Source organism: Mesorhizobium sp. USDA 4132 (genome assembly GCF_056279545.1).
On the sequence record NZ_JBWCCP010000002.1, the window covers coordinates 1573078 to 1595695 of the forward strand.

The 22618-nt window shown below is 58.0% G+C and carries 23 protein-coding genes and 1 tRNA gene; 12 read left to right on the forward strand and 12 right to left on the reverse strand.

Annotation, left to right across the window (positions count from 1 at the left end; all coding sequences use genetic code 11):
- Positions 1-183: 183 nt before the first annotated feature.
- The 4 genes from ACZ9IU_RS30150 to ACZ9IU_RS30165 form a co-directional block, all read right to left on the reverse strand.
- Positions 184-1128 (reverse strand): lysozyme inhibitor LprI family protein, encoded by a 945-nt coding sequence (locus ACZ9IU_RS30150; protein ID WP_040124124.1) that lies wholly within the window; start codon positions 1126-1128, stop codon positions 184-186.
- 158 nt (positions 1129-1286) lie between these two features.
- On the reverse strand, positions 1287-2063 hold the full coding sequence (locus ACZ9IU_RS30155) for a hypothetical protein (protein ID WP_162182358.1): 777 nt from the start codon (positions 2061-2063) through the stop codon (positions 1287-1289).
- 856 nt (positions 2064-2919) lie between these two features.
- Positions 2920-3573 carry a hypothetical protein gene (locus ACZ9IU_RS30160; RefSeq protein WP_051900308.1) on the reverse strand — a complete coding sequence of 218 codons (654 nt, stop codon included), beginning with the start codon at positions 3571-3573 and terminating at the stop codon, positions 2920-2922.
- Positions 3574-3859: 286 nt separating this feature from the next.
- Positions 3860-4255, reverse strand: a complete 396-nt coding sequence (locus ACZ9IU_RS30165) for a hypothetical protein (protein WP_040124118.1) — start codon at positions 4253-4255, stop codon at positions 3860-3862.
- A gap of 228 nt (positions 4256-4483) precedes the next feature.
- Between ACZ9IU_RS30165 and ACZ9IU_RS30170 the strand changes: the two genes are divergently transcribed.
- Positions 4484-5116: a recombinase family protein gene (locus ACZ9IU_RS30170; RefSeq protein ID WP_040125689.1), complete on the forward strand. Its 633-nt coding sequence runs from the start codon at positions 4484-4486 to the stop codon at positions 5114-5116.
- 304 nt (positions 5117-5420) lie between these two features.
- On the opposite strand, the gene ACZ9IU_RS30175 is transcribed toward ACZ9IU_RS30170, so the two are convergent.
- Entirely contained in the window at positions 5421-5732 is a 312-nt protein-coding gene (locus ACZ9IU_RS30175) for a hypothetical protein (RefSeq protein WP_157885284.1), read from the reverse strand.
- 1000 nt (positions 5733-6732) lie between these two features.
- Here ACZ9IU_RS30175 and ACZ9IU_RS30180 point away from each other — a divergent pair.
- From ACZ9IU_RS30180 to ACZ9IU_RS30200, 5 genes are all read left to right on the forward strand, one after another.
- Entirely contained in the window at positions 6733-7212 is a 480-nt protein-coding gene (locus tag ACZ9IU_RS30180) for a hypothetical protein (RefSeq protein WP_040124115.1), read from the forward strand.
- Positions 7213-7550: 338 nt separating this feature from the next.
- A complete protein-coding gene (locus ACZ9IU_RS30185; RefSeq protein WP_157885283.1) occupies positions 7551-7985 on the forward strand; it encodes a hypothetical protein in 435 nt (144 codons plus the stop codon).
- 367 nt (positions 7986-8352) lie between these two features.
- Entirely contained in the window at positions 8353-9351 is a 999-nt protein-coding gene (locus ACZ9IU_RS30190; RefSeq protein ID WP_051900305.1) for a hypothetical protein, read from the forward strand.
- Positions 9352-9947: 596 nt separating this feature from the next.
- Positions 9948-10859 carry a COG3904 family protein gene (locus tag ACZ9IU_RS30195; protein WP_040124109.1) on the forward strand — a complete coding sequence of 304 codons (912 nt, stop codon included), beginning with the start codon at positions 9948-9950 and terminating at the stop codon, positions 10857-10859.
- A 111-nt stretch (positions 10860-10970) separates the two neighbouring features.
- Positions 10971-11456 carry a CC0125/CC1285 family lipoprotein gene (locus ACZ9IU_RS30200; RefSeq protein WP_051900303.1) on the forward strand — a complete coding sequence of 162 codons (486 nt, stop codon included), beginning with the start codon at positions 10971-10973 and terminating at the stop codon, positions 11454-11456.
- A gap of 1 nt (position 11457) precedes the next feature.
- Here ACZ9IU_RS30200 and ACZ9IU_RS30205 read toward each other — a convergent pair whose 3' ends face one another.
- The 4 genes from ACZ9IU_RS30205 to ACZ9IU_RS30220 all read right to left on the reverse strand — a co-directional run bounded on the left by ACZ9IU_RS30205 (position 11458) and on the right by ACZ9IU_RS30220 (position 15074).
- Positions 11458-12675, reverse strand: a complete 1218-nt coding sequence (locus ACZ9IU_RS30205; RefSeq protein WP_040125686.1) for an SH3 domain-containing protein — start codon at positions 12673-12675, stop codon at positions 11458-11460.
- Between the two features lie 93 nt (positions 12676-12768).
- Positions 12769-14496: a tyrosine-type recombinase/integrase gene (locus ACZ9IU_RS30210; protein ID WP_080719317.1), complete on the reverse strand. Its 1728-nt coding sequence runs from the start codon at positions 14494-14496 to the stop codon at positions 12769-12771.
- 86 nt (positions 14497-14582) lie between these two features.
- Positions 14583-14669, reverse strand: a tRNA-Leu gene (locus tag ACZ9IU_RS30215).
- Positions 14670-14771: 102 nt separating this feature from the next.
- Positions 14772-15074: an Rdx family protein gene (locus tag ACZ9IU_RS30220; RefSeq protein WP_040125684.1), complete on the reverse strand. Its 303-nt coding sequence runs from the start codon at positions 15072-15074 to the stop codon at positions 14772-14774.
- A gap of 152 nt (positions 15075-15226) precedes the next feature.
- On the opposite strand from ACZ9IU_RS30220, the gene ACZ9IU_RS30225 reads away from it, so the two are divergent.
- Complete coding sequence (locus tag ACZ9IU_RS30225; RefSeq protein WP_040124108.1) at positions 15227-15676, forward strand: DoxX family protein; 450 nt, start codon at positions 15227-15229, stop codon at positions 15674-15676.
- 30 nt (positions 15677-15706) lie between these two features.
- On the opposite strand, the gene ACZ9IU_RS30230 is transcribed toward ACZ9IU_RS30225, so the two are convergent.
- Complete coding sequence (locus tag ACZ9IU_RS30230) at positions 15707-16576, reverse strand: NAD(P)-dependent oxidoreductase (protein WP_040124106.1); 870 nt, start codon at positions 16574-16576, stop codon at positions 15707-15709.
- A gap of 137 nt (positions 16577-16713) precedes the next feature.
- Between ACZ9IU_RS30230 and ACZ9IU_RS30235 the strand changes: the two genes are divergently transcribed.
- The 3 genes from ACZ9IU_RS30235 (at position 16714) to ACZ9IU_RS30245 (ending at position 18981) form a co-directional block, all read left to right on the forward strand.
- Positions 16714-17199: a GFA family protein gene (locus tag ACZ9IU_RS30235; RefSeq protein WP_040124105.1), complete on the forward strand. Its 486-nt coding sequence runs from the start codon at positions 16714-16716 to the stop codon at positions 17197-17199.
- 28 nt (positions 17200-17227) lie between these two features.
- Complete coding sequence (locus ACZ9IU_RS30240; protein ID WP_040124103.1) at positions 17228-17782, forward strand: sugar O-acetyltransferase; 555 nt, start codon at positions 17228-17230, stop codon at positions 17780-17782.
- Positions 17783-17910: 128 nt separating this feature from the next.
- A complete protein-coding gene (locus ACZ9IU_RS30245) occupies positions 17911-18981 on the forward strand; it encodes a glycoside hydrolase family 25 protein (protein ID WP_040124102.1) in 1071 nt (356 codons plus the stop codon).
- A gap of 51 nt (positions 18982-19032) precedes the next feature.
- Here the strand turns inward: ACZ9IU_RS30245 and ACZ9IU_RS30250 are convergent, their stop codons facing one another.
- The gene (locus ACZ9IU_RS30250) at positions 19033-20385 is read right to left on the reverse strand and encodes an aminotransferase-like domain-containing protein (RefSeq protein ID WP_051900682.1); all 1353 of its coding nucleotides are present in this window, start codon (positions 20383-20385) and stop codon (positions 19033-19035) included.
- Positions 20386-20601: 216 nt separating this feature from the next.
- On the opposite strand from ACZ9IU_RS30250, the gene ACZ9IU_RS30255 reads away from it, so the two are divergent.
- Positions 20602-21465 carry a DMT family transporter gene (locus tag ACZ9IU_RS30255; protein ID WP_040124100.1) on the forward strand — a complete coding sequence of 288 codons (864 nt, stop codon included), beginning with the start codon at positions 20602-20604 and terminating at the stop codon, positions 21463-21465.
- A gap of 89 nt (positions 21466-21554) precedes the next feature.
- Positions 21555-21878 carry a hypothetical protein gene (locus ACZ9IU_RS30260; RefSeq protein WP_040124099.1) on the forward strand — a complete coding sequence of 108 codons (324 nt, stop codon included), beginning with the start codon at positions 21555-21557 and terminating at the stop codon, positions 21876-21878.
- Positions 21879-21944: 66 nt separating this feature from the next.
- Here the strand turns inward: ACZ9IU_RS30260 and ACZ9IU_RS30265 are convergent, their stop codons facing one another.
- A complete protein-coding gene (locus tag ACZ9IU_RS30265) occupies positions 21945-22616 on the reverse strand; it encodes a DUF2161 domain-containing phosphodiesterase (protein WP_040124097.1) in 672 nt (223 codons plus the stop codon).
- Positions 22617-22618: the final 2 nt, after the last annotated feature.

The window sequence follows — 22618 nt, forward strand, 5'->3', positions numbered from 1 at the left end:
AAAGGCGTTAAGTATTTGATCTTGGTAGGGATCAAATCGGAATGGTGCCCAGAAGAGGACTGCGCATTTTCGCCATCTTCTCATTGATTTTGTTACATTATTTTCGTGCCCTGTCAATACTTGTTACATAGGCATGTTTCTGTTCTTGGAGCTAAGCCCGTCAACCCGAGAGGAGATCAACTTTTACATCTCGCCTTCTGCTCTTTCTGCCCACCAGCGAACGGTTTCCACTCGGCGGATTGTTTCCTCCTCCATAGCTGCGGCCCATACCATCGAAGCCATGGACCCTCCCGCGACAAGAGATGCATGCAAATCGGCTTCTTTTGTCGCATAGGCTACCCAAGCTTCTTGGGCTTCACTCAGCAAGCCGGCATCAATCTCTCCACGCTTTTTGACGCAGCCGATAATCTCCTCCATCTCTTTGGTTAGGCGATCAAGAGAAGCTCCAGCTTGAGAATTCATCTCCGCCTGCGTTCGAGGGACTGCGCCTCGCAACATTTCAACGAGTACCCAATCGGTTGCCTCAATAAATTCGGTGGCCGCCGTCAGGAAGCCGTCAATCTCCGAGGGATGAAATGCTGGCTCGCTAGGCAGCTCATGGGTAATAATGTGACGCACTGTGAATAGGCGCGAAAGCCTCGCCATCATCTTGGCATAGTCGGGAATGATTAGAGCCAATGGCCAGCCTGCTCGCTCCTCTATCCATCTTGGATGAGAAGCTTTAAGCCGCAAAACAAATTCCGGAATTAGCTCTGCGAGGCAGGCAACGATCCGCGTCGGCTCATTAAGGGAAACCGTGTGAGCGATGAGATCGCCGAGAGAAACCTTGCGTCCTTGGAGGCTAGCAAGCAGCGCGAAATCTAGCTTTGCGTTCTTGGCTAGTCCTTCTGCCTTCTCAAGATACGGAGATCCGGCGTCAACTAGCTCACGGATCGCCTCCCGAATGAAGACTTCAATGATCGTTACGAGGCGAATCGGAATAAAGTCTGTGAAATCTTTGGCGTCTTCTCCCTTCGCTTTCCACAACTCATCCAGCCGTCTCAGCTCATCTGCTAGGGTAAAGGTCGCTCCGGACTGTCCGCGCCGCTTTTTCCAATCCAACATGTTTTGGATATCGGACTTCGCCATATCGGTCGCTCCAATGTGTTAGCAACAGGCGGCCCTGGATTGCCGCAGCTCGTGGTCTCTGTATCGCCCGGCATATTGCTCTTGGCAGTAGAGACACAGCGGCTCAGGTCCTGCGCAGAGTGACTGACTTTGGGTTGACATCGAGAATTCCGATGGTGTCATTTTGGCGTAATTAGACCGAGGAAGGCGCGAGCAACCCAGATGTTGGTCATTAGCCCCAGGGCAGTATGTTCGCTGATCAGATGCTCACCATACTGCGCCTCGGGGTAAATCGCCGCGTTGTACATCCCGGTCAACCACCACCGATTTTGGTCGAATACGACGATAGGAGCGCCCGACATCGCCGGAGCTCCAATTCCGTCCAACAGCATGGTTATAGGATGACGGCGATTTGACGCAATGCTCCGCTTTAGAAACACTGGATCCGGCGTGTCGATATCTACCGTGCTATAGCCATAAGGATATCCGACGATAACTATGTCGCTTCCTGCTTGTAGCTGGCCAGTGTGGAGATCAGCTTCTGTAAATGAAATGATACTCTTGGTTGGTTCCGAGATATCGAACGGTATCCTCACCAAATCGGCAAGCAAAGGCAGGGTGATGCCGATGCTTTCCAAATCTGGATGTGGACGAGTATTTGGCTCTTGCTGCCAACCGCGCTCTAAGCCATTTGGATAAAGATCCACTTCGACAAATGCGTTTCCGCCGATGCGAGTAACTCCTTCTTGAGGTGTACTTACACCTTGATGATAGGCCTTCAGATAGCGCCTGCGCTCTGGTGGAACTTTGGGGCGAGGATCAAGGAAGTTTATTCCAGTCACCACGTGCCAACACGTATAAATATAAGAATTACCGCCATCAATAACTATAAACCCACTAGCACGCGAAATTAGTCTTCTTTCGTCTGAATAAATTTCAAGTCTGATCGATTTCATCCCAACCAAAGTGCTATTGGATAGCTCGTGTAACATTGTTGCGCAGTTCCCATCGAAGTGCATCTTAGCGCCGCTTTGGCGATATCTTGCCGGTCAGGTTTATCGGTCCGGCTACATTATCTAATGTTTTGCAGGCCGCGGAGTTTCGAACCCGGGGGTACATTGGGGCTACGACTAATGAAGCTTATTCTCACAGCGGAGGTGCATCCCATCCTCTGTCACGCTGACGGAATGCAACTGCTGTCGATGTGGCCGGAGAAGTTGGGGCTTGCGTAATGCATCCACGCGCCTGCTCCTCCGCTATGGCATTCTCGATGTTCTTGATGATCGACTCGGCCTGCGGAACAAATCCCGATGCCGTAGCTCGCCATTCGATGGACCGCCTGAGTCCCGCCTCCCAATTCGTCCAAGCGCCGGCCTTTTGGATCAGCCGCTTGTTGGTCTCTGCTTGCTCGTAAATCTGTTCGCACTGAGACTGCATCGCGGTCAGGCATTCGGTCGCCCCTTTGTAGGCATGCGGCTGCCCCGGATAGAGGGCTTGAAGCCTGCGCGTTAAGTCTACTGCCGCAGTTGCCAGTATGCCGACGGACCTTGGCGGCATCTTCACGCCCCCACCCGAAGACCGCCAGTATGATCGACAACCAGTCCATCCGCCCTGCCTCCCCCAAGGCAACTAGAGATATAGCATGAAGCCGGCAGGTTGCGTGGTCAAGATGGAGAAACTGGCGGCTCGGCTCAAAGTCCCCGACTAGAATTTGGGGTCAAATATCTGAGGGTAACCACGTAGCAGCGGCGGCGAGGTTTCCCCCGGTGTGGTGGATGGGACCCAAATGCAGAAATTGGTGTGCCCTGCTGACTAACTTTCGGCGTAAGGCGTCTCACTGTAAAGCGCTTCAATGTCTGCCATCTCTGCCAACAAGCTGAGCTCTGACGTCGCAACAAACATGTCGTATCGACTTTCTGAACCTTGCATGATGACAACTAGCCCAGTTCGTAACAACGCATATGCGTGTTGAGCCGTCTTATGGAACTCAAGTCCGAACTCGCTCTGCAGAGCCAAGCAGCAGTTGTTCCAATATCGGTCAGCCTCATAGCCCAGGAAATCAGTTTTACTCGCTACGCGATACATCACTCCAAGCACTAAAATCTCTTCTCGTCTCAGCGTTGACAGTGTGTCGGCCCAGCGGAGAAAATCGTTTGCGAAGACACCCGGCTTCGATGGCTGAGCCGATATCACAGCCGCGAGAAGCTTAAGGTTTAATCGTGCCGCTCCCTCCTCCGCTGCCCTCATATATCTGAAAAGAACTGCGGCGATTTCCTCCTCGGGAATGTCCAAACGCGAAGCCTTACCCTTTGAAAGCGCATCGATCAGAATGTCACGCGCCGCGTTCCTTCGATTCCGTAGAATTTTTTCCAGTGCCGACGCTGCGATAGTGCCTGTTGTTGAGGCGGCGAAAACACCTTGGCTGTTTAAGTAATCTCCTGCAAAGGCAGAGAAAAGTTCCAGCATCAACTGACGCTCCTTACGCGCCGCACATACCTCGAAGGAGCATCTCCAGAGGCGTTTCATTGAAGTGAGATCAAAGGGAGCCCATTCACCCGGCCCCGATAACCGTCGCACAAACGCTAGCTCAGACTAGATCCGAACTACCTTATAGAGTCTAAGGACTGCTTGAAATATGGGGCAGACTTGCGCGAGGTCATCTACGTGACAGCGGAAGCGCGTTTCCCCCCGTGCCCCCTCGATGGGACCCAAGCGGCTTGATGGCCAATTCGACAGGTACCTCCCTTGACTGCTACAACCTTGGAACGGAAGTTATTAAGCCCCGCACCACGAGGTCATTGTCCACCTTAATCTTACAGACCGCTTCAAACCGCTCGCCAGGCCATTCGCGCTCCTTCATGAAAGCCGCGACCTGATTATTCTCCTCGGCAACAGGGGGAGAACAGAATGACCAAGCATCCTCAAGATAGAACGGGACCTTCATCGAGTAGCCGAAATAACGCCTGGTTTTCTTCTCGTTCGGCACATCTACCAAGATGGCTCGCAGGCCCTGCTTGAAGGATATCGAGAAAGCACCTTCAGGCATTTCCGGCCTGTTGAAAAGACCAGCACGATACCCGTCATAAGCAACGTAACCAGCGCCCAAAATCAACGCGATAAAGAATAGTCGCTTTGTCCACTTCCACATCGCCAACCCCCGGATGCAAATCGGATATCCTCGTACGGATAATTGTGCGCGAATTCAATCCTTGGTCTGCAGTAGCTCGCCATTCCGGTGCCTATATTCGTCCAATAGGGTATACCCATGCGGACAACGCAACGTGCAAATACTTGTCGTCCGTAAGGGTTGACATGAAGCTTTCGGACGCATATTTAAATGGACATCACCCTTTCGGTCATCTTGGAGCTTCGTCTGATGTCCACCTTCCTTTATGCCAGAGTGTCCACCTCTGAACAGACCCTCGCCCATCAGCAGATTCAAGCTGAAAAGGCGGGCTTCGCGTTCGACCACGTGATTGCGGATGAAGGGGTCAGCGGCGTGTCGGTGAGCATGAGGGAGCGCCCTCAAGGAAAGCGCCTATTCGACATGCTGCGGGCCGGCGACGTGCTTGTGGTCCGCTGGGTAGATCGGCTCGGAAGAAACTATAGCGATGTCACCGAGACCATCAGGGAATTCATCAAGCGTGGCGTGGTTATCCAAACCATCATCAACGGGATCACGTTCGATGGCAGCACCAAGGACCCCATGCAGATGGCCGTGAGAGATGCTCTTATCGGCTTCCTCGCTGCCACCGCCCAGGCCCAAGCCGAGGCCACAAGGGAAGCGCAGAAGGCCGGCATCGCTCATGCCAAGGCCAAGGAGGATGCGTATAGGGGCCGCAAGCCGAGCTTCACGCGGCAACAACTTGAAACGGTACGTAACCTCCTGACCACGGAAACGCGGATCGCTGAGGTTGCGCGGGTTAGCGGATTGTCCCGCCAAACAGTCTACCGCATACAGGCCGACCCCGAGGGCACCGAAAAGTCATTGGCGCTCTGGGATGCATGAAGGGAGTATGTCAGCGATTCCGATAATGGCCGCAATGTGCCTTATCATTTAGGCAAGGACCTACTAGTCACGCGGTGGATCGCTCCACGGTCCGCATGTTGGCCGCTTTGCGATTTCTACCGTGCATGCCGAAACGCGGCCAGTTTGGGTATCGACACGTCCGACGAAAAGGTTGCTCCCGCCAGCGATCTGATAGCGGCCGGGGCGTTCGGCTAAGACCCATATCAATACGCCGGCCAAAACGGCAACAGCCAATATGATTGCAAGGTGCGTTGGATGGAACGAGCCGTTATGCGGCGTATTATTACTTTCCAACGGACTGCTCCGGGTCATGACTGCAAGCCGCTTCGAAAGCCTCCATCGTCCAGTTAGCTTTCATGACAAGGTCGGTACACCGTTGCAGGCTTTCTAAGCCGGCCTTAGCGTCCAGTATGCCATCGTGCTCGCATTTGTCATAACTCCAGCCGTTCTGGAAATCGCGGACACAGGCTGACCGATACGACTTTTGGCTGTCAGCCGCTTCCCTTCGTTTCGCTTGGTCCGCAAAGTCCCACGATACGTAAGTGGCAAATGCACCCACAGCGAGACCAAGTAGTAGTTCCTTCAGGCCTTCCATGATGTGGTTTCCCCATTTTGGAGTTCGCCTGCGGTTCGCCCCCGCAAGCATATGCTCCATGACCCCTTGATCGGGGAGTTGGAAAACCGAGTTTAGTCGGTCCCTGAGGCCTTTAGTTCGGAGAACCTGGACATACGCCACAGGCTCCCCGACCAACTTAAAGGTCAAGGATCGGCTCCCTTCCGGTGGTGCCGTACCGCTAAACTCAGGGTTTCCACGCCCCGGAGCGCCGCGTCTGCGCTCTGCTTTCTCATTAGCGCAGTTGTTGTCGCGTGCCAATGCACGGGTCGCACCATGACGGGGAAGGCGTAGCCGATAAGGCTCCAGCGTAGGAGCTGCGCCCGATGGTCACCCTTGGTGGCATGCCGTATCGAAGCGCTGTCGGATCCATCGAGCCCAAGACGTGGGCGCCACCCTCGTAGCACTTTGGGTACGCCACCCAGGCACTACCTGGGAGGGTACGCGGCGGGTGGCATCAGCAGCTACCGGGAATACCAGTGCTTACACATGGCATCCACACTAGGGCTACTCTCCAGCCACCCTTGATGACCGCATGGGCAGCACGATGGGTCGCACCTACTCGCCGCAAGCTTGAACCAAGGCAATCGACAAGGCGACCACATGGTCATCATCAAGGGCAACAGCATGGACAGCAAGCAACAAGCAACATACCAACGCATGCCTTATGCTTCCCTATGTCGTGGAAGAGACTATGCATGACCATGAGGACCGTGACCACCATCACCTACAGCATACCAATAGCCTAACCCCTCGACATATGCCTTAGATACTGGATCAACCAACCACCATTCCCGTTACAAGCTTGGATCAACTGCAAATAGAAATAAAAGTCAATTTAGCATAGCGTTTTATATTGCCGACGTTGGCATTTTCAGATATATGTGTAAGCGTAATGGAAAGCATACCAACCTCAGCCCACTGTGCAGCGAGTGACCCCGAGTTAGTCACCGCCTTCCGCTCAGCAAATCGCGAGCGACCAATGCAAAAGCTCTTCCTTTCGTGCGCCGGGATCACAAAATGCGCATTCAACCAGCCTGAGGGCTTGACCATCTGGCGACTAGAGCATGCTGATGGTCAATTGATTGCGACGAATGAGAACGCGCCGCCCAACATTCAGAACTGCAATCCGAACGCTAGTCTCTATTTGGCAATTGATGCGGCAAAGTTGCATATCGCAGATCGGGCGGATGTAATGCTGTTCTTCCCACAAGATGAACTGCTGCACGTATACAATGGAGATATCGCTTCCCGGATACGTGGCGGTTATCGCAAAACTGACAAGAAACCCTACGCCCACGCTGATGCAATCAGAACAATCGATAAATCTTTGGACCCGAGAGGCATAGAGTTGCTTGCGAGGAAACCGGAGAGCAAAGAAGAATTCGAATCGTTATATCGAGTTCAAGATGCTGCTCGTCGAATATACGCCGAAGAAACTGAGCGGCGGCTCGAACGGTGATGCTCGAACCAGAGAGGGAGCGTCGTCGCAAGGCGGCGCTTTCTCGTCCGTTAGACCGTACAGGGGACGCTTTGCCTCGCTGTTGCGTCTTGGAATGTCGGAGGTTGCCATCAATTCGATCCGGTAACGGCATATCGCAGCTTTATTGTCGTTATCACACCCAGCATAAAGCCCGGCATGGGTCCCATTGGCACGGAACATATCGTGCGGCCGAGATCGCCCCCTATGTCAAAGCTGCGTCTCAATGGCTGCGTGAAAATCGCACCATGGTCGCAGTAGGCGCCGTCCGATGGGACATTGAGCATCAGCTAAACCGCATAAGCCGCGTGGCGCCCGCTATGAACCTACGCGGCCTGTCTGCCGAGCGGCGTGCCAGCATTGCATTTGCTCGCCTCCGGGCGGCTGACGTTGCGCCAGAACGGATCTTGGCGATATTCCTCGGCGTCTCGGCACTGATTGAAGATGACTGGAAGAGCCATAATGTGCGCGAATTCCGAATTGTCCAAGCCGCCAAGGCAATGCACCGTCTAGCCAGCGGTACGCACCGCCACTGGGATGTCTGGAACCCTCGAACCGGCGGCACCCTGCCCTACGATATGCATGCCTATCCACGGTCTTCAGGCATCGTGCTGCGGAAGATGGGGGAGATCGTTGAGAAGGCGTGCGGTAACCTGTCTAAGACAGCTGTGCCGGAAATCATCGCGCTGAAAACACAGCGCTTCGGGCTGCACCCGTCGCACCCACCACCGAGCCCGCAAGAAACCCGGCCCTAACGAAATCGCGTCACCCATCTTCGTGCTAGCATGTGGCGGGGGTGGGGACGCACATGTTCCCCACAGTGGCAGTCGCGACATGTCTCCAATGCAATCTATCTCGTTCCTTTCCGAAGAAGCCTCTGACGATACCAAGACGCTCCACTTTGATGCGTGGCTGAGGCCGCGTTCATTGGCGCTGGCCGGTTGCGTAAACGAGCTATTCGCTGAACTCCCACTTCCTGAGATTACAGCCGGGCGCAGCCATCGGAAAGACTCCCTTCAAAGGCGTATGGAATGCTTGGCAGCTTTGACTACAAACGTTGCCCTTCTCTCCTTGTCTCCTGCCCAATACGACGGACTGGCCGTACCTCTGAAGAACTCAAAAATGAACAGATATCAGCCCAAGGCTTTCAACGCAGACATTCTCCGTTCTGTGGTCGCCGGCCTAGGGAAGCTTGGCTTGGTCGTTCATGACAGTTCGGTTTACAAACAGAGGCGTACCGTCCTCCATCCTACCGATGCATTTCGGAAGCGCCTGAAGAGCTACGGGGTGACAATCAGCGCTATCGGCAGGACGGCAGGTCGCGAAACCATTGAGCTCTCAGTTGATCGATACGGCCCGCAAAGTAAGGAGACGACGGATTATTCCGACACCGAGCAAACCATCAAGCTGAGAGGTGAGATGGCGGCGATCAACAGGATGCTCGCCAAAACCGAAATACGCTACGATGGCGACATGCTGCCTCCCGGCTTCATGGTCCGGAAATTCCAACTACATTCGCAAGAGGCCCCTCCGACATTCGATCTACATGGGCGGCTTTACGGCGGCACATGGCAAAACCTACCTAAGGAGAAACGCTATCTGTTGTCCGTGAATGGCGAAAGCTTGGCTGACCTGGATTACTCCTCGATGTTCATCCAGCTCGCCTACCATGTCGCGGGACAATGTGCTCCGCAGGGTGACCTATATGCAATTCCAGGACTGGAGCTTCACCGAAAAGCCGTCAAGTCGGCCCTAGTGTCTCTGCTATTCCGCAAAACACCGGCAGCTAGGCTCCCAACCGAGGTCAGAAAGCAATTACCACTCGACTGGGACATGCCAAGATTTAAGGCCGCTGCCGCTGTTCACCATGCGCCTATTGCTCATCTGTTTGATACAAACGTCGGGCACCGGCTAATGGCGCTGGAGGGCAACATCTTGGTGGACGTGTTGCTGCGTCTCACGAACATGGACGTGCCCGCGTTGCCAATGCACGACGGCATCATGGTCCCACAGAGCCGAAAGCACGAAGCGCAGCGCGTGATGGAAGAAGTCAGTGCAGAACACCTGGGCCGAGCTCTACCTGTCGTGGAAAAGCCGATACGGAAGCCGCCATCCAAATAACTCCCCCCTATGGCCTCCTGGTGCCCCAATGGGAGTTACAGGGCGGCGCAAGTTGACTTCCAACCCGAGGCTCTGAGTTCGTAGCATATAGGTGCCGGCCGGGACTCGATGTAGCCACAAACGTTTCAACGGGGATAGTGACCCTCTCATCCACTCACAGCACCATGAAGCTACATGGACCTTCATGTCGACCGAACAGCGGCCAAGTTTTTGACCGGCATTATGTCAATCTCCGCTGCCAGCATCTGGAGGCTACCGATCATCGTTGGTCTGTATGGAAGCTTCGAGGACAGCGTCATAGTCGGCCTACCGTCTGCACTCAAGGTAACCAACCTGCTACCTATGATGACTTGCCCGATGGTTTCCCTGCCGCCCCCAGCGATGTAGTGGTCATGCCAGCGCAGCACCCCTTAGCTCAACGAGCGGATCATGGTGGAGATGGAATCACGACGCGATGGATCGCTGCGGCATTCAATTTTATTAGCGGCATTCAATTTTATTACCTATTGCTGAACGAGCAGACACGCTCTAGCTCGCCTTGCGAAGGTCGAAGGACCTGATATTCATGACTTGACTTGAGGCCTCAAGGAACTCTCATGCGTGTCTTCCTCTCCGCCGTACTCACAATTTCTATTTCAACATTCGCGTCATCGGCCGAGATCAACCGAGCGCCGGGGGCGGACGGCGCCGATCTGATTTCAATCCGAGGGACCCTGTCCGAAGGCGATGACCTAACATTCCGGAAGGTAGCCGCAAGTTCAGAGAAAGCGATCGTCGTGCTCGACAGCCAAGGCGGCGCAGTGATGGCAGGACTGGAAATCGGCCGTGCTATTCGTCTAAGAGGGTTCGCCACCGCTGTTGCGCCGGAAGCGCTCTGTGCATCCGCATGTGCTCTTACATGGCTCGCAGGCTCTCCTCGGTTCATTAGTAGCTCTTCCAGGCTGGGATTCCATGCAGCATATCGGGTTGTTGCAGGTAAGGCAGCCGAGAGTGGCGTTGGCAATGCACTTGTGGGAGCTTACCTCAGCCAAATCGGGATGACAGAATCTGCGATCATCTACGTAACATCCGCTCCGCCCGAGGGGATCGACTGGCTCACACCTGAGAAAGCGGAAAAAGTTGGCATCTCATACGCACTGATGCGGTCGCAGGCCCAGCGAACCGTCACCTTGACGGCCACGACCGAACCGTATGATCCGATGTCGGCGGCGACAAGGTTTTATGGCGCACTTTCCAGCGCGGATGGTGAAGCGGCTGCGGCTTTGGTCGTCCCGGAGAAGCGGGGTCGAGGTCCTTTCAACGAGGCGAGTATCCACTCGTTTTACTCCGCGATGTCCACGCCCCTGACCCTCAAATCCACCGACAGGTTATCCGAGAATGTTGTTAGAGTAAGCTACCATTACATCACGACCGTAGGGCGGACCTGCTCGGGTCGCGCCGATGTGCAGACTGTCCACGCATATGGCAGGACATTGATTTCGCGTATCAAAGCGCTCGATGGGTGCTAATGTATTGCTAATGCCATAGATGCGCAGCAATTGCGTCACCTGAGAATTTCAACTTTTGCTCGACTCCTCCCGAAAACTTTGCTTCGTTGTCGAAGGGCAAGGGGAAAATTCATGTTCAGAAAAATCGCTGTGATTGTGGCGCTTGCAGGAATGCTGGCTGGCTGTCAGACGCAGTACCAAGAGATGAGCTTCACAGGCGGTGTTTCAGCGATGCCGATCACTGGCGACACATACCGTATCGTGTCCCGAGGCAACGGCTACACTGATGCAACGACGGTGCAGGATTACTCTCTTTTGAAGGCGGCTGAGACCACCCTCAGCACCGGGAACACCCACTTCTTGATGCTCACGGGGAACGACGCAACCCGTACTTCTGTTGGTCAGACTTCTGGCTACATGCAAACTCACGTCTACGGGAACACCGCATACAGCACCTATACACCAGGCATGACTTACAACATTGTTAAGCCCGGTCAGGATCTAATCATCAAGCTATTCAACACCAGCAAAGGTCCCGTGCCGCCGGGAGCCTTCGCAGCCCAAGAGGTTTTCAACAACATCAGTCCTCGGGTAGTCCGGCCTAAGAAAGGTTCGTAGACTATCGCGAACAGCAGACCTTTCGGACGAAAGCGTTCCCGTATGTCGCCATGGAATCGTCGGGAACTGCCTTGCTCTGCTTAAGTTCATCCGTCAGCCGGGCTGCGAACTGGCCATCTGTAAACGTGCGGTCGAGCGTTATGGCAAACCATCCGTTGGTCGCGAGATAGGCGGAAAGAGGCAGCGTAGAGTTTCGGATATAGTCCCTCGTTTCCGAAAGGTTGTCAAAACTCTTCACCTGCACGAACGCGGTGCCGAACGGAGCGGCTTCGAACTGCGTGACCCAGACCCATGAGTGGTGTAGATAGCCGACCTTTCCGACCACCGATACCTTAAACCATTTCTCGGTATCTGCGAGGATTGTGACGGCAGCGCCATTCGCGACCTGGGTGATTGTCCTCGAACTCCCCGCCGGGCCGGCTTTCAGCGTCACCGATCCTTTCGGATGCTGCACGCGACCACTCTGCGCGGGCGGGATGAGTAGCGATGGTTCCGGCGGTGCCTCCATGGGCTGTGTCAGGCTCGTGACGGTAGGATTGCCCGTAGGAGCATAGGCCTGGGGTGCTGGCGGCAATGTTGGCGACGGTGCCGGTGAGGGCATTAGGCTTTGCTGCGGCTGGGCAGTTTCGGCCGTAGGGAAATTCATGGCCACCCGAAGTTTGAGCATCTCGCTGCCAGATAAGTACCTAATGTCATTGCTGTCGTACTGCAGGGCGAGCGTCAACAGCGCTGGGTCAACGCCCATCTCCATGATGTAGGTCATCACCTCGGCGGTAAGCTGTTGCACGGTCGAGACAGCTTCCTCGACTGTCAGGCCGCTGGTATCCGCGAAGGAGGACTTGTGGACGCCTATCGAACCGGGCTGAGCATAACGTTCAATGCCACCGAGAAATGCAAGAGAACAGGCGGAGGCGCACTCATCTCCGCGAAGCTGCACAGTGGTCATCTTGAGCAGCCGGATTGCTCTGCCGAGCTCCATGGCTTTCTTTACGTTCCCGCCTGTCGAATTGAAAAAGATAACCGTTGCGCCCGATGCCCGAACGGCAGTGACGAAGTCTTGAATGTTATCCGTGAGGTCGAACGCTCCACGCACTACGAGGTAGTGAGTCCCCTTGTCGGTCTGCTGCGAAGTATAGGAAAGCCGAGCTTCCGCTCCGTCGCAAAGCCCAAGCATCCCCAATAGCAGAAAAATATATGCACCCCGACAACGTAAACGCATAGCGACAGCCCCCACAGCGGCTTCAACTATTGCGCGGTTTCGCACGTCCTTCAAGCTTCGTTTTAATAGATCGTTAATGTCTTCAGCTGGATGTTATTCCTGCTCGGCCAGCGGGCGCTGTAATTTCGGATCGACCGCGTAGCGTGGGAATTGTGCTAGGGCATCTACTTTGGTTTTGAGGGTGACGCTGCCATAAGACCGCCCTACCGATGTCGGCGCATGACCACACAGCGCATCCAGTACCTTTTCCTGTATACCTGCCTCGAAGCCCTTGGATTTGAAGGTATGCCGCCAGCCATGATTAGGTGCTACGTTAGGGTCCTTCACATGCTCACGCACAAACTCCGATAGCCGGTTCTTCTTGCTCTGCCAGACCCCCTCAAAGACGGCGTCCGGCTTCAGGTCCATGAAGAGATACTCGCCTTTAGCCTCCCGCACATAGTCGATGAAGCCCAGTTCTAGCAGATGCTCATGAATCGGGATGTCGCGATATTCCTTGCCCTTTACCGTCCCAGCCTCTGGGGTCACCTGCATAATCCACGCCTTGCCCTCTTGACGAAAGTCCGCCTTACGGAGTTGCACAAGCTCCCCTACGCGGGACCCAGAGTACGCACAGAGCCACGGAACCCATCGCTTCATTTGGCGCGTCTTAAAGGACCTACGAGGTTCCGCATCAAGGTCTACCGCATTGGCGGCTGAGAGGATGAGATTGGCCTCACCATCCGTGAAGTCACGCTCTCGCAGCTTGATCTTCTTGCCAAGTTTGACGGTGACGCCCACGGCAGGGTTCTTTGGCAGGCGCCGGTTCGATACGGCCCAGTCAAATACGCTCTTAAAGGCCGTTAGATCGCTCGCCTTAACGGTCTTTGGCGAGGCAGGTTTCCCCGTCCTGGGGTTGACGGATGTGAGCCGATGGTCCTTGAAATCCACGATGTTTTCGGGGCTGACCCGCTTGGCGTCGTCATGACCGAGAAACCGAGAGAGGAGCGTAAAGCTGTTCTTGTAGCTCTCGTAGGTGCTAGACGATTTTCCGAGCACCTTGGCCTCAGACCACCACGCATCGACAAGGCCAATGAGAGAAACGGCTTGGTCGTTGCTCTTCGGCTGGCGTGCTTCATGAGTCTTCGTAGCTGGGGTAGGAGGCTCCCATTGTGGAAGCCTTTCTAAAAGGGGATCACCAGAGTAATCGCCAGCCGCGATTCGTGAACTCGTCGCAAGGCTCTTAGTCAGATAGGTGCTGAACGTGTCTATCAATCGCTCTCGGCTACTTGGCGTCACGCTCGGCACATTCCGTTGAGCGAGGATGCGGTCAACAAGTGGCCCATAGGTTCTGCGACGGTATTCCGTGCCGCCTTGCTCCGCCTTGTCAGCAAGTTGCTGGCTTACTGCAGCGAGAAGCTCGGCCTCGTCGTCATCGGCCCATGGCCCCTCAATGACCTCACCGGTTGATGGAACCACCGTAAGCGACTTCATCCCATCAGGGCCTTGCGACCATGCTCGATAGAAGTCTCCAGCTAGAGCATGAAGCTGGCGATGCGATAGCTCCACAGGCCGATGGGATCTAAGCGCTTCAAAATATTGCTCCAGATACGAGATCGCCTCAGCCAGCCTCACTTTTGCAACGGTGGGGTCAGATGTTCGCAGAGAGAAACGAATGCTTTGGGTGCTCTGGGTAACCGCGAATTCCACAACTTCCTCGCCCACCGGAATGACAAGCTTTCGGCCGACGAGAACGTCTCGGATATCTGACGGAATCCGCTTTACGAAATGCGGTGTAGATGAGCCTTTCGTAACCATCGGGCGGACAAGCCTCAGGCGCATTGTTACAGACCTTTGTTACAAGGTAGCCAATGCGCAATTGTTTGGAAAGGCGTAAGTATTTGATCTTGGTAGGGATCAAATCGGAATGGTGCCCAGAAGAGGACTCGAACCTCCACACCCTTTCGGGTACCAGCACCTGAAGCTGGCGCGTCTACCAATTCCGCCATCTGGGCGACGGAGAGCCATGTACGGGTGTGACCTTCCCCTGTCAACTGGCTTTTTGAAGTTTCCGCGCCCGTCGCCAAAAAACCTTCACGGATCTGTCACGGGCTGTCTCAGCTGCCGCCGTCTTCGGTCGCCTTGCGGTCCAGGTGGCCGAGATCGCGGTCCGGGTCGATCATGTCGCGCACCCGCTGCTTTAACTCCTTCGGACCAGGAAACCCGCCGTCGCGCTTGCGCTCCCAGATCAGCGTCCCGTTCACCTGGATCTCGAAATTGCCGCCGGTGCCGGGGATCAGCGCCACCTCGCCGAGCGCGTCGCCAAAGGTCTGCAAAAGCTCCTGCGCCATCCAGCCGGCCCTGAGCAGCCAGTTGCACTGGGTGCAATAGAGAATCGTAATGCGCGGTTTTTCCATGATGTTTTGCCTTCTACCCAAGTCAATTCGGTCTCACGATATTGTCAACCGGAACGGTCAAGTTTTTGAACGCGCATATCTCGACAGAAAGGGCGCGAACGTCAATTTGGAGCTCCAGCGACGATGGTCGCGTCGTTTTCAAAGAAAGAGGTCCCATGGCTCTTCAATCCACCACCCGCTCCCGGCTGATCATTCCGGCGCTCGCTCCTGTCTATACCTCCGGCCATGAGATCGTCGAGACGATCCTGCGCGTCGCAGCCGGCGTGCTGCTGGTCACCCACGGTTTCGGCAAGATCACCAACCCGTTCGGCGCGGTCGGCATGGTCGAAAGCCTCGGTTTTTATCCGGGCGTCTTCTGGTCGCCGCTGCTTTCCGCCACCGAATTCTTCGGCGGCATTCTCGTCACCATCGGCCTCTTCACCCGTCCCGCCTCCTTCGCGGCGATGATCGTGCTTCTGGTGACCGTCTATTTCCACGGCATTGCCCAGAACCAGGGTCTCGCCGGCGCCGAAAAGTCTATCCTCTGGGCAGCGATCTTCCTGTTCTTCGCCCTGCGCGGCGGCAATAGCCACTCGGTCGACGCCCGCCTCGGCCGGACGCTCTGAACTTCAGGAAAGGCTGGGCCGCTCCCGGGCTCAGCCTTTGCCTTCGAGTGCCAGCCGCACCACGGTGGCGAGATCGGCTTCGCCATATCCGAGCGCCGCGGCTTTCTCGAAACTGGCGCGCGCTGCCTCGATGGCCGGTGTCGCGACGCCAAGACCGCGGGCAAGATCAAGAACCACGCCCATATCCTTCAGCACGCCGGAGACCGGAAACCCGACCGCCTCGGTCTCGCCGAGAATGACCGGAAGCCGCGACCGCATGGCCGGGCTTGCAGCCGGACTGCCGGACAGGATCTCGATCATCTTGCCGCGCCCGAGCCCAGCCTTGCCGCCGAGCTCGACGGCTTCCTTCATGATCTGCCACAGCCCCATCAGCATCATGTTGTTGACGAGTTTCGCCGATGCCCCGTCGCCCAACCCGCCGACGTGATGGATACGGTTCGAAAGCACGTCGGCCACCGGCAGGAAACGCTGAAAGTCCTTTTCCGCCCCTCCGATATAAAGACCGGCCGTGCCTGCCAGGAGCATTTCCGGCCCGCCGGAAATCGGTGCGTCGAGAAGTGCCGCACCCGCCTTGCCCATCGCATCTTGATGGACACGCAGCGTCTCGGGGCTGACGGTGCTGGTATCGACGACCAGCTTGCCAGCTGGCGCGACGGCGGCGAGTTCATCAAGCACGGCATGCACGGCGGCATCGTCGAGCAGGGCAAGGATGACGATATCCGAAGCGTCGAAAAGCGCCGCCAGGCCCGCTGAAGCGGCAATCCCGAGTGCAGAAGCCTTTTCCGCGGAAAGCCCGCTGCGCGTCCAGCCTGTCACCGCGAAGCCCTGCTTCTGAAGGCGCTCGGCCATGGCACTGCCCATCCGGCCGAGGCCGACGATACCAACCCGCTCTTTCGTCATGCGTTGATCCTGCTCATGTCGTTGCTGCCGGAGTTAAAGCAGAACATGCCGGTCTCGTCTTCTTCATTTTGCATTGCGGGAGGGTTGAAGAATATTTCATATTCGACATGCGTAATCTGAGGGAGCCCGGACGGAAGATGAGCGAAATATTCAAGGGCGGCTGCTTCTGCGGCAACGTGCGTTATCGCATGTATGGGCGACCGATGTTCATCCATTGCTGCCATTGCACCGACTGTCAGCAGCAGACGGGCGGCGCCTTTGCGATCAATGCCCTGATCGAAGCCGATCGGGTGGAGGTGACCGGCACGGAGCCGGTCGCGATCGCCATGAAGACCGATAGCGGTCTGCCCCACGATATCTACCGCTGCCCGGAGTGCCAGACAGCAGTCTGGAGCGATTACGGCCGGCGCAAATGGATGCTGTTCATCCGGGTCCAGACGCTCGAAAGGCGTGGCGAATTCTCACCGGACGTGCATATCTTCACGCGCTCGAAAGTCGCCTGGGTGGGCCTGCCGGAAGGCGCCAATGTGTTCGAGAACTATTACAGCTCCAAGGCGATGTGGCCGGCGGAAAGCGTCGCGCGGCGTGAGACGGCCCGGATCAAGGCCGGCGCGGAACGCTGAAACACGAGAAGGCAACGGGGGAGACGACATGGCGAGCGAACGCGAAAAGATGGCAGCCGGCGAATGGTATTGCTGTCTGGATCCGGAACTCGACACTTTGAGGAACAAGGCGCGCATTGCCGTCCATGCGCACAACACCATGCCGCCCACTGAACGCGGCGTGATGGCGCCTGCCCTGCGGACGCTGTTCGGGGCAGCCCCGGACGCCTTTCTGGAAGCCCCCTTCCACTGCGCCTACGGCTTCAACGTCTTTCTTGGGCAAGGCGTCTATCTGAATGCCGGCTGCACGATCCTCGATAGCGCACCGGTCAGGATCGGTGCCCGCTCGATGCTGGGACCTGGCGTGCAGCTCTATTGCGCCGATCACCACCGCGACCCCGTCCTGCGCGCTCAGGGCCGCGAGATTGCCCGCCCGATCGACATCGGCGACGACGTCTGGATCGGCGGCGGCGCGATCATCCTCGGCGGCATCACGATCGGCGACGGGGCGATCGTCGGCGCCGGCTCGGTGGTGACGCGGGACGTGCCGGCGGGCGCCACGGTTGCGGGAAATCCAGCCCGGTTGATCACGCCGCGCGTCTGATTTCAGAACATCGCCGCGCGTAAAGATTGGATTCAGCATTTTTTGGTAATTTTCCGTTAGCAATTCCTGTCAGGGGTTCTCGACGGCAAGGGGCAGCCGTCTTTGTTGTTTTGCGTACGGGTTTTCAAATGCGTTTATCGGCTGTGCCAGCACTCCTCGTCACCTGCTTCGCCTTGGCGGGCTGCGCCTCGACATCCGGCCCGGAAGAGCTGGTGGCCGGCGTCGCGACGCAGGAGAAGACGGGCTCCGTCGACCTGCCCGCCGCCCCCGTTCCATCGGTCGGTGTCGGCAAGACCTCCCGGATCGGCGCACAGCAAACACCCCAGCGGCAGGCGCCGCCACAGCAGGATATCGCCTGGACCGGTCCGATGCCGGAGCCGCAAGCCTTCGTGCGGGAAACGACGGTCGGCATGCCGCTTCCCGCCGAGCGACCGGTCGCCATGCTGATGCCCGACAGTCCGGAGGCGGAACCCGCCCCTCGCCGCGGTCGCATGCAGATCTACAGCCGCCAGTTCCGCGATGCCAAGCCGATCAATTTCGGCAGAGTGTCGCCGAGAAGTTATGCCGTCCACGGCGTCGACGTGTCGCGCTGGCAGGGCGATATCGACTGGGCGAAGCTGAGGACGCAAGGGGCCAACTTCGCCTATATCAAGGCGACCGACGGCGGCGACCATCTCGATCCGATGTTCAAGACCAATTGGCGCGGAGCCAAGGAAGCCGGCATCAAGCGCGGCGCCTACCACTTCTTCTACTGGTGCCGCACCGCCGGCGAACAGGCCGACTGGTTCATTCGAAACGTGCCGCGCGATCCGGACGCGCTGCCGCCGGTCATCGACGTCGAATGGAATGGCGAGTCGAACTGCAAGGCAAAACTTTCGCGCGCCCGGGTGCTCGACAAGATGCAGGTCTTCATGGACAAGCTGGAGCGCTATTACGGCCAGCGGCCGATCATCTATACGGCGCCGGATTTCTACGAGGACAACCTGTCGGGCGAGCTTCCCAATTATCCCTTCTGGCTGCGTGCCGTCGCCCAGCATCCCTCCAAGGTCTATCCGGGCCGCAAATGGCTGTTCTGGCAATATTCCGGCTCCGGCCTGTCGCACGGCGTCGCCGGCAAGATCGACCTCAACGTCTTCCATGGCTCGGAAGAGCAGTGGCACAGCTGGATCGGGCCGCGCACGACGCTGGCGCAGAACTGAGCACGACGGCAGGCGGCCCCCTGAGCCCGGTTGACAGCTGTCAACTCATTGTTAACCACAACGGGCAAGGGCCCGTTCGAGGCTCCGGAATATCCTCGCATCCTCGGACTGCGCCACGTTGAAGCGCAGGAAACTTCCGGCGTTCTGGGAGAGGCTGAACGCGTTGCCGGGGGCGAGCACGATATTGTCGGCAAGGCAGGCGCGCGCCACCTCCGCAGCCTCTATCCCGTTCGGAAGCCTGCACCAGAGAAACAGGCCGGCGCGCGGCTGCAGCCAGGGGGTGATGCCGAGCGTTGCCAGCCGGCCGGTCGTCGCGTCCATCGCCCGCGACAGCCGGACGCGCAGTTCTTCCAGATGCTTCCGGTAGCTGCCGTCGGTCAGCAGCAGCAAGACGAGCTCCGAGGACAACCGGCCCGCCGCGAAGCTGGTGGCGATCTTCAGGTCGACCAGACCTTCGATCCATTCCGGCCTGGCGGCGATAAAGCCGCAGCGGACCGAAGCCGACAGGGTCTTCGAAAAGCTGCCGATATGCACCACGCGGTCAAGGCCATCGAAGGCGGCAAGTCGCGGCGCCGGCTCGTGTTCCAGGTCAGCGAAGATATCATCCTCGATGATCGTCAGGCCGGCGCGGTCGGCGAGTTTCAGCAGCCGGTGCGCCACGACCGGCGAAAGCGTGGCGCCGGTCGGATTGTGGATTGCCGAATTGGTGATGTAGAGCCGCGGCTTGTGCGCCTCGATCGCGTTTCCGAAAGCCTCGACATCCGGCCCGGCCGGCGTCATCGGCACGCCGACGACTTTTGCGCGATGCGCACGCAGCAGGGCGTGGAAATTGAAGTAGCAGGGATCGTCGACCAGAACCGCATCGCCCGGCTCGACCAGGAAACGGCAGAGAAGATCGATCGCCTGGGTGCCGGATTCGGTGAGGATGATCTGGTCCGGCGCCGCCGGTATACCGTGCTCGCTCATCCGACGGGAGAGGAGCTGCCGCAGCTGCGGCGAGCCAAGCGGTGTGCCGTAGTCGGACAGGACCCGGTCCTCGCTGCGCGACAGGCTGCGCAGAGCCCTCCGGATCGCCGCCTCCGGCATCCAGGAGGACGGCAGCCAGCCACAGCCGGGCTTCAGCAGGTCACCCTCCTCCAGCGCCTGGCGTGACACCCAGAACGGATCGACAGCCCTGTCGAGCTTCGGGCCGATCTCGGACAGCGACAGCGGCGCCAGCGGGGTCGACACGTAGAAACCCGATCCGGGTCGCGAGCGGATCAGCCCCTCGGCGGCCAGCCGCTCATAGGCCTCCACCACCGTCGAGGCGGAGACATGCATCGCCTTGGCGAAGGCCCGCACCGAAGGCAGCCGCGAGCCGGGCACCAGCCCGCGCCCGGCGATGCGACTGCGGATCTCCGCCATGACGGCGCCGATACGCTGGCCGCCGCCCTTCTGATCCACCCTTGCATCCACCGTACTGCTCCGCAAACCATAACAGTTTCTGGGAATTGTATCGCATTGTCTCTGGCGCCGCCATGGCTTCCGGCCGATAGCGGGAAAATACCCAAGGAATGTCTGCGAAGAACGTCCAAGGGAGACGTTCAAGGGCGATGCTTCGCCCAATACAGGAGACTTTCGATGAACAACACGACAAGCGGCTGGATCAGCGGTTTCGTTGGCGTTCTGATCTTCAGCGGGTCGCTTCCCGCTACCCGCATTGCCGTTGCGGATTTCGATCCGCTGTTCCTGACCGTGGCCCGCGCCACGATCGCCGGGTTGCTCGCCATATGCCTGCTGCTCGCCTTTCGCGAAAGACGCCCGGCGCGCTCCGATCTCCTGCCGCTTGCCATCGTCTCGCTCGGCGTCGTCATCGGCTTTCCGCTGCTGACGGCGCTGGCGCTGAAACACATCACCTCGGCCCATTCCATCGTGTTCGTCGGCCTGCTGCCGCTGTCGACGGCGATCTTCGGGGTGCTTCGGGGCGGCGAGCGCCCGAAGGCCGTCTTCTGGTTGTTCTCCTGCCTCGGCAGCGCCATCGTCGCCGGTTTTGCGCTGTTTCAGGAAGAGGCAGCCTCCTCGGTCGGCGATCTCCTGATGCTCGGAGCGATCCTTGCCTGCGGGCTCGGTTATGCGGAAGGCGCCAGCCTGTCGCGCAAGCTCGGCGGATGGCAGGTTATATCCTGGGCGCTGGCACTTTCCCTGCCTGTGATGCTGGCCCTGTCGATTGCGGTGATGCCGGTCTCCTTGCCCGATCTCGACAGCACGTCCTGGTTCGGTCTTGCCTATGTGTCGCTGTTCAGCATGCTGATCGGATTCATCTTCTGGTATCGCGGCCTGGCGCTGGGCGGCATTGCCGGAGTGAGCCAGTTGCAACTTCTGCAACCCTTTTTCGGCCTGGTCCTGGCCGCCGCACTCCTCGGCGAAAAGGTCAATCTCGGCATGTTCGCGGCGACGCTTGCGGTGGTTGCCTGCGTGGCGGGCGCCAAGAGATTTGCGCGTTAATTCGGCACAGCCTGGATTTCCCGGTTCACGAAATCGGGAACCAAAGGCGTATCGGGGCATTATCCGGCTGCAGAAGGAGGAAGCAAAGCATGACTTATGATCCCAATGACAGAAAGTTCGAGACCCGTGATCCGGACCTCCGGACCACTGAAGTCCGGAGCAGCACCTCTTCGTGGGTACCGTGGGTGGCGGTGATCGCCGTCATTCTGGTCGGCGCATTCGTATGGTCGCAGATGGGCGGTTCCTCGACCGACCAGCAGACCACGTCTTCGACCAACCCGCCGGTAACCGACAACTCCAAGTCGTCTCCCGCACCTGCTCCGATGACCCCGGCAGCCCCGCCGGCTAACAATGCCACCCCGGCAACTCCGCCGGCTGGCGGCGCAACGGGCGGCACCGGCACGCGGCCTTAAGCCTCCCGCCCGAGAGATTACCAAAGCCGCCCGCGTTCGAAGCGGGCGGCTTTTCTGTTGGTGCAATTAAAATTCGATCTCGCCCGGCACCGCCTGCGGCCACCGCTGCAGCGCCTGCCGCCCGGCCTCCGTCAGTCCGTAGACGCCCTTGTCGATCCGTTCGAACCAGCCGTAATAATTGGCGCGCAGGATCGCGCCGGCAGTGGATGCCGCTTGCTTCAGGTCGCGCGGGCGGAGCGGTCCGCCGCTCAGCGCCGAAGCGCAGGCGAGCGCCTGCTGGCGATAGGCGGTCATCACCGGCACCTTGGTGCTGCCGCCGACGGCCGGATCGCCTTTGCGCTTGCGATGTTCCCTGACGAGCCGCGTGCGCCGTTTCGGATTGGTGCGCGGCATCGGCGAGACCGAACTGACCAGCACGCTGACCTCGCCCTGATCCGAGACACCAAGCATGCCGATGCCCAGCCGGCGGCAGAGATCGCGATACCGCTTGTCCGCCTCCCGACCCCTACCCTTGGCGGAAACCCGCGCAGCGATCCACACCTCGTCCGAAACACCCGCCCGGTCGACCGCCTGCAGGATCAGTTCGAGATTGAAGGTGAGCTTCAGCTCGCAGATCACCACGACCGGCGGATCCGTCTCGCTCAACCCCACCAGATCGCAGCCGCCCACTTCCCCCTTCACCTCGTATCCGAAGCTTTCGAGAAAGGCTTTGACGGGGAGATAAAGCGAAGTTTCCATGC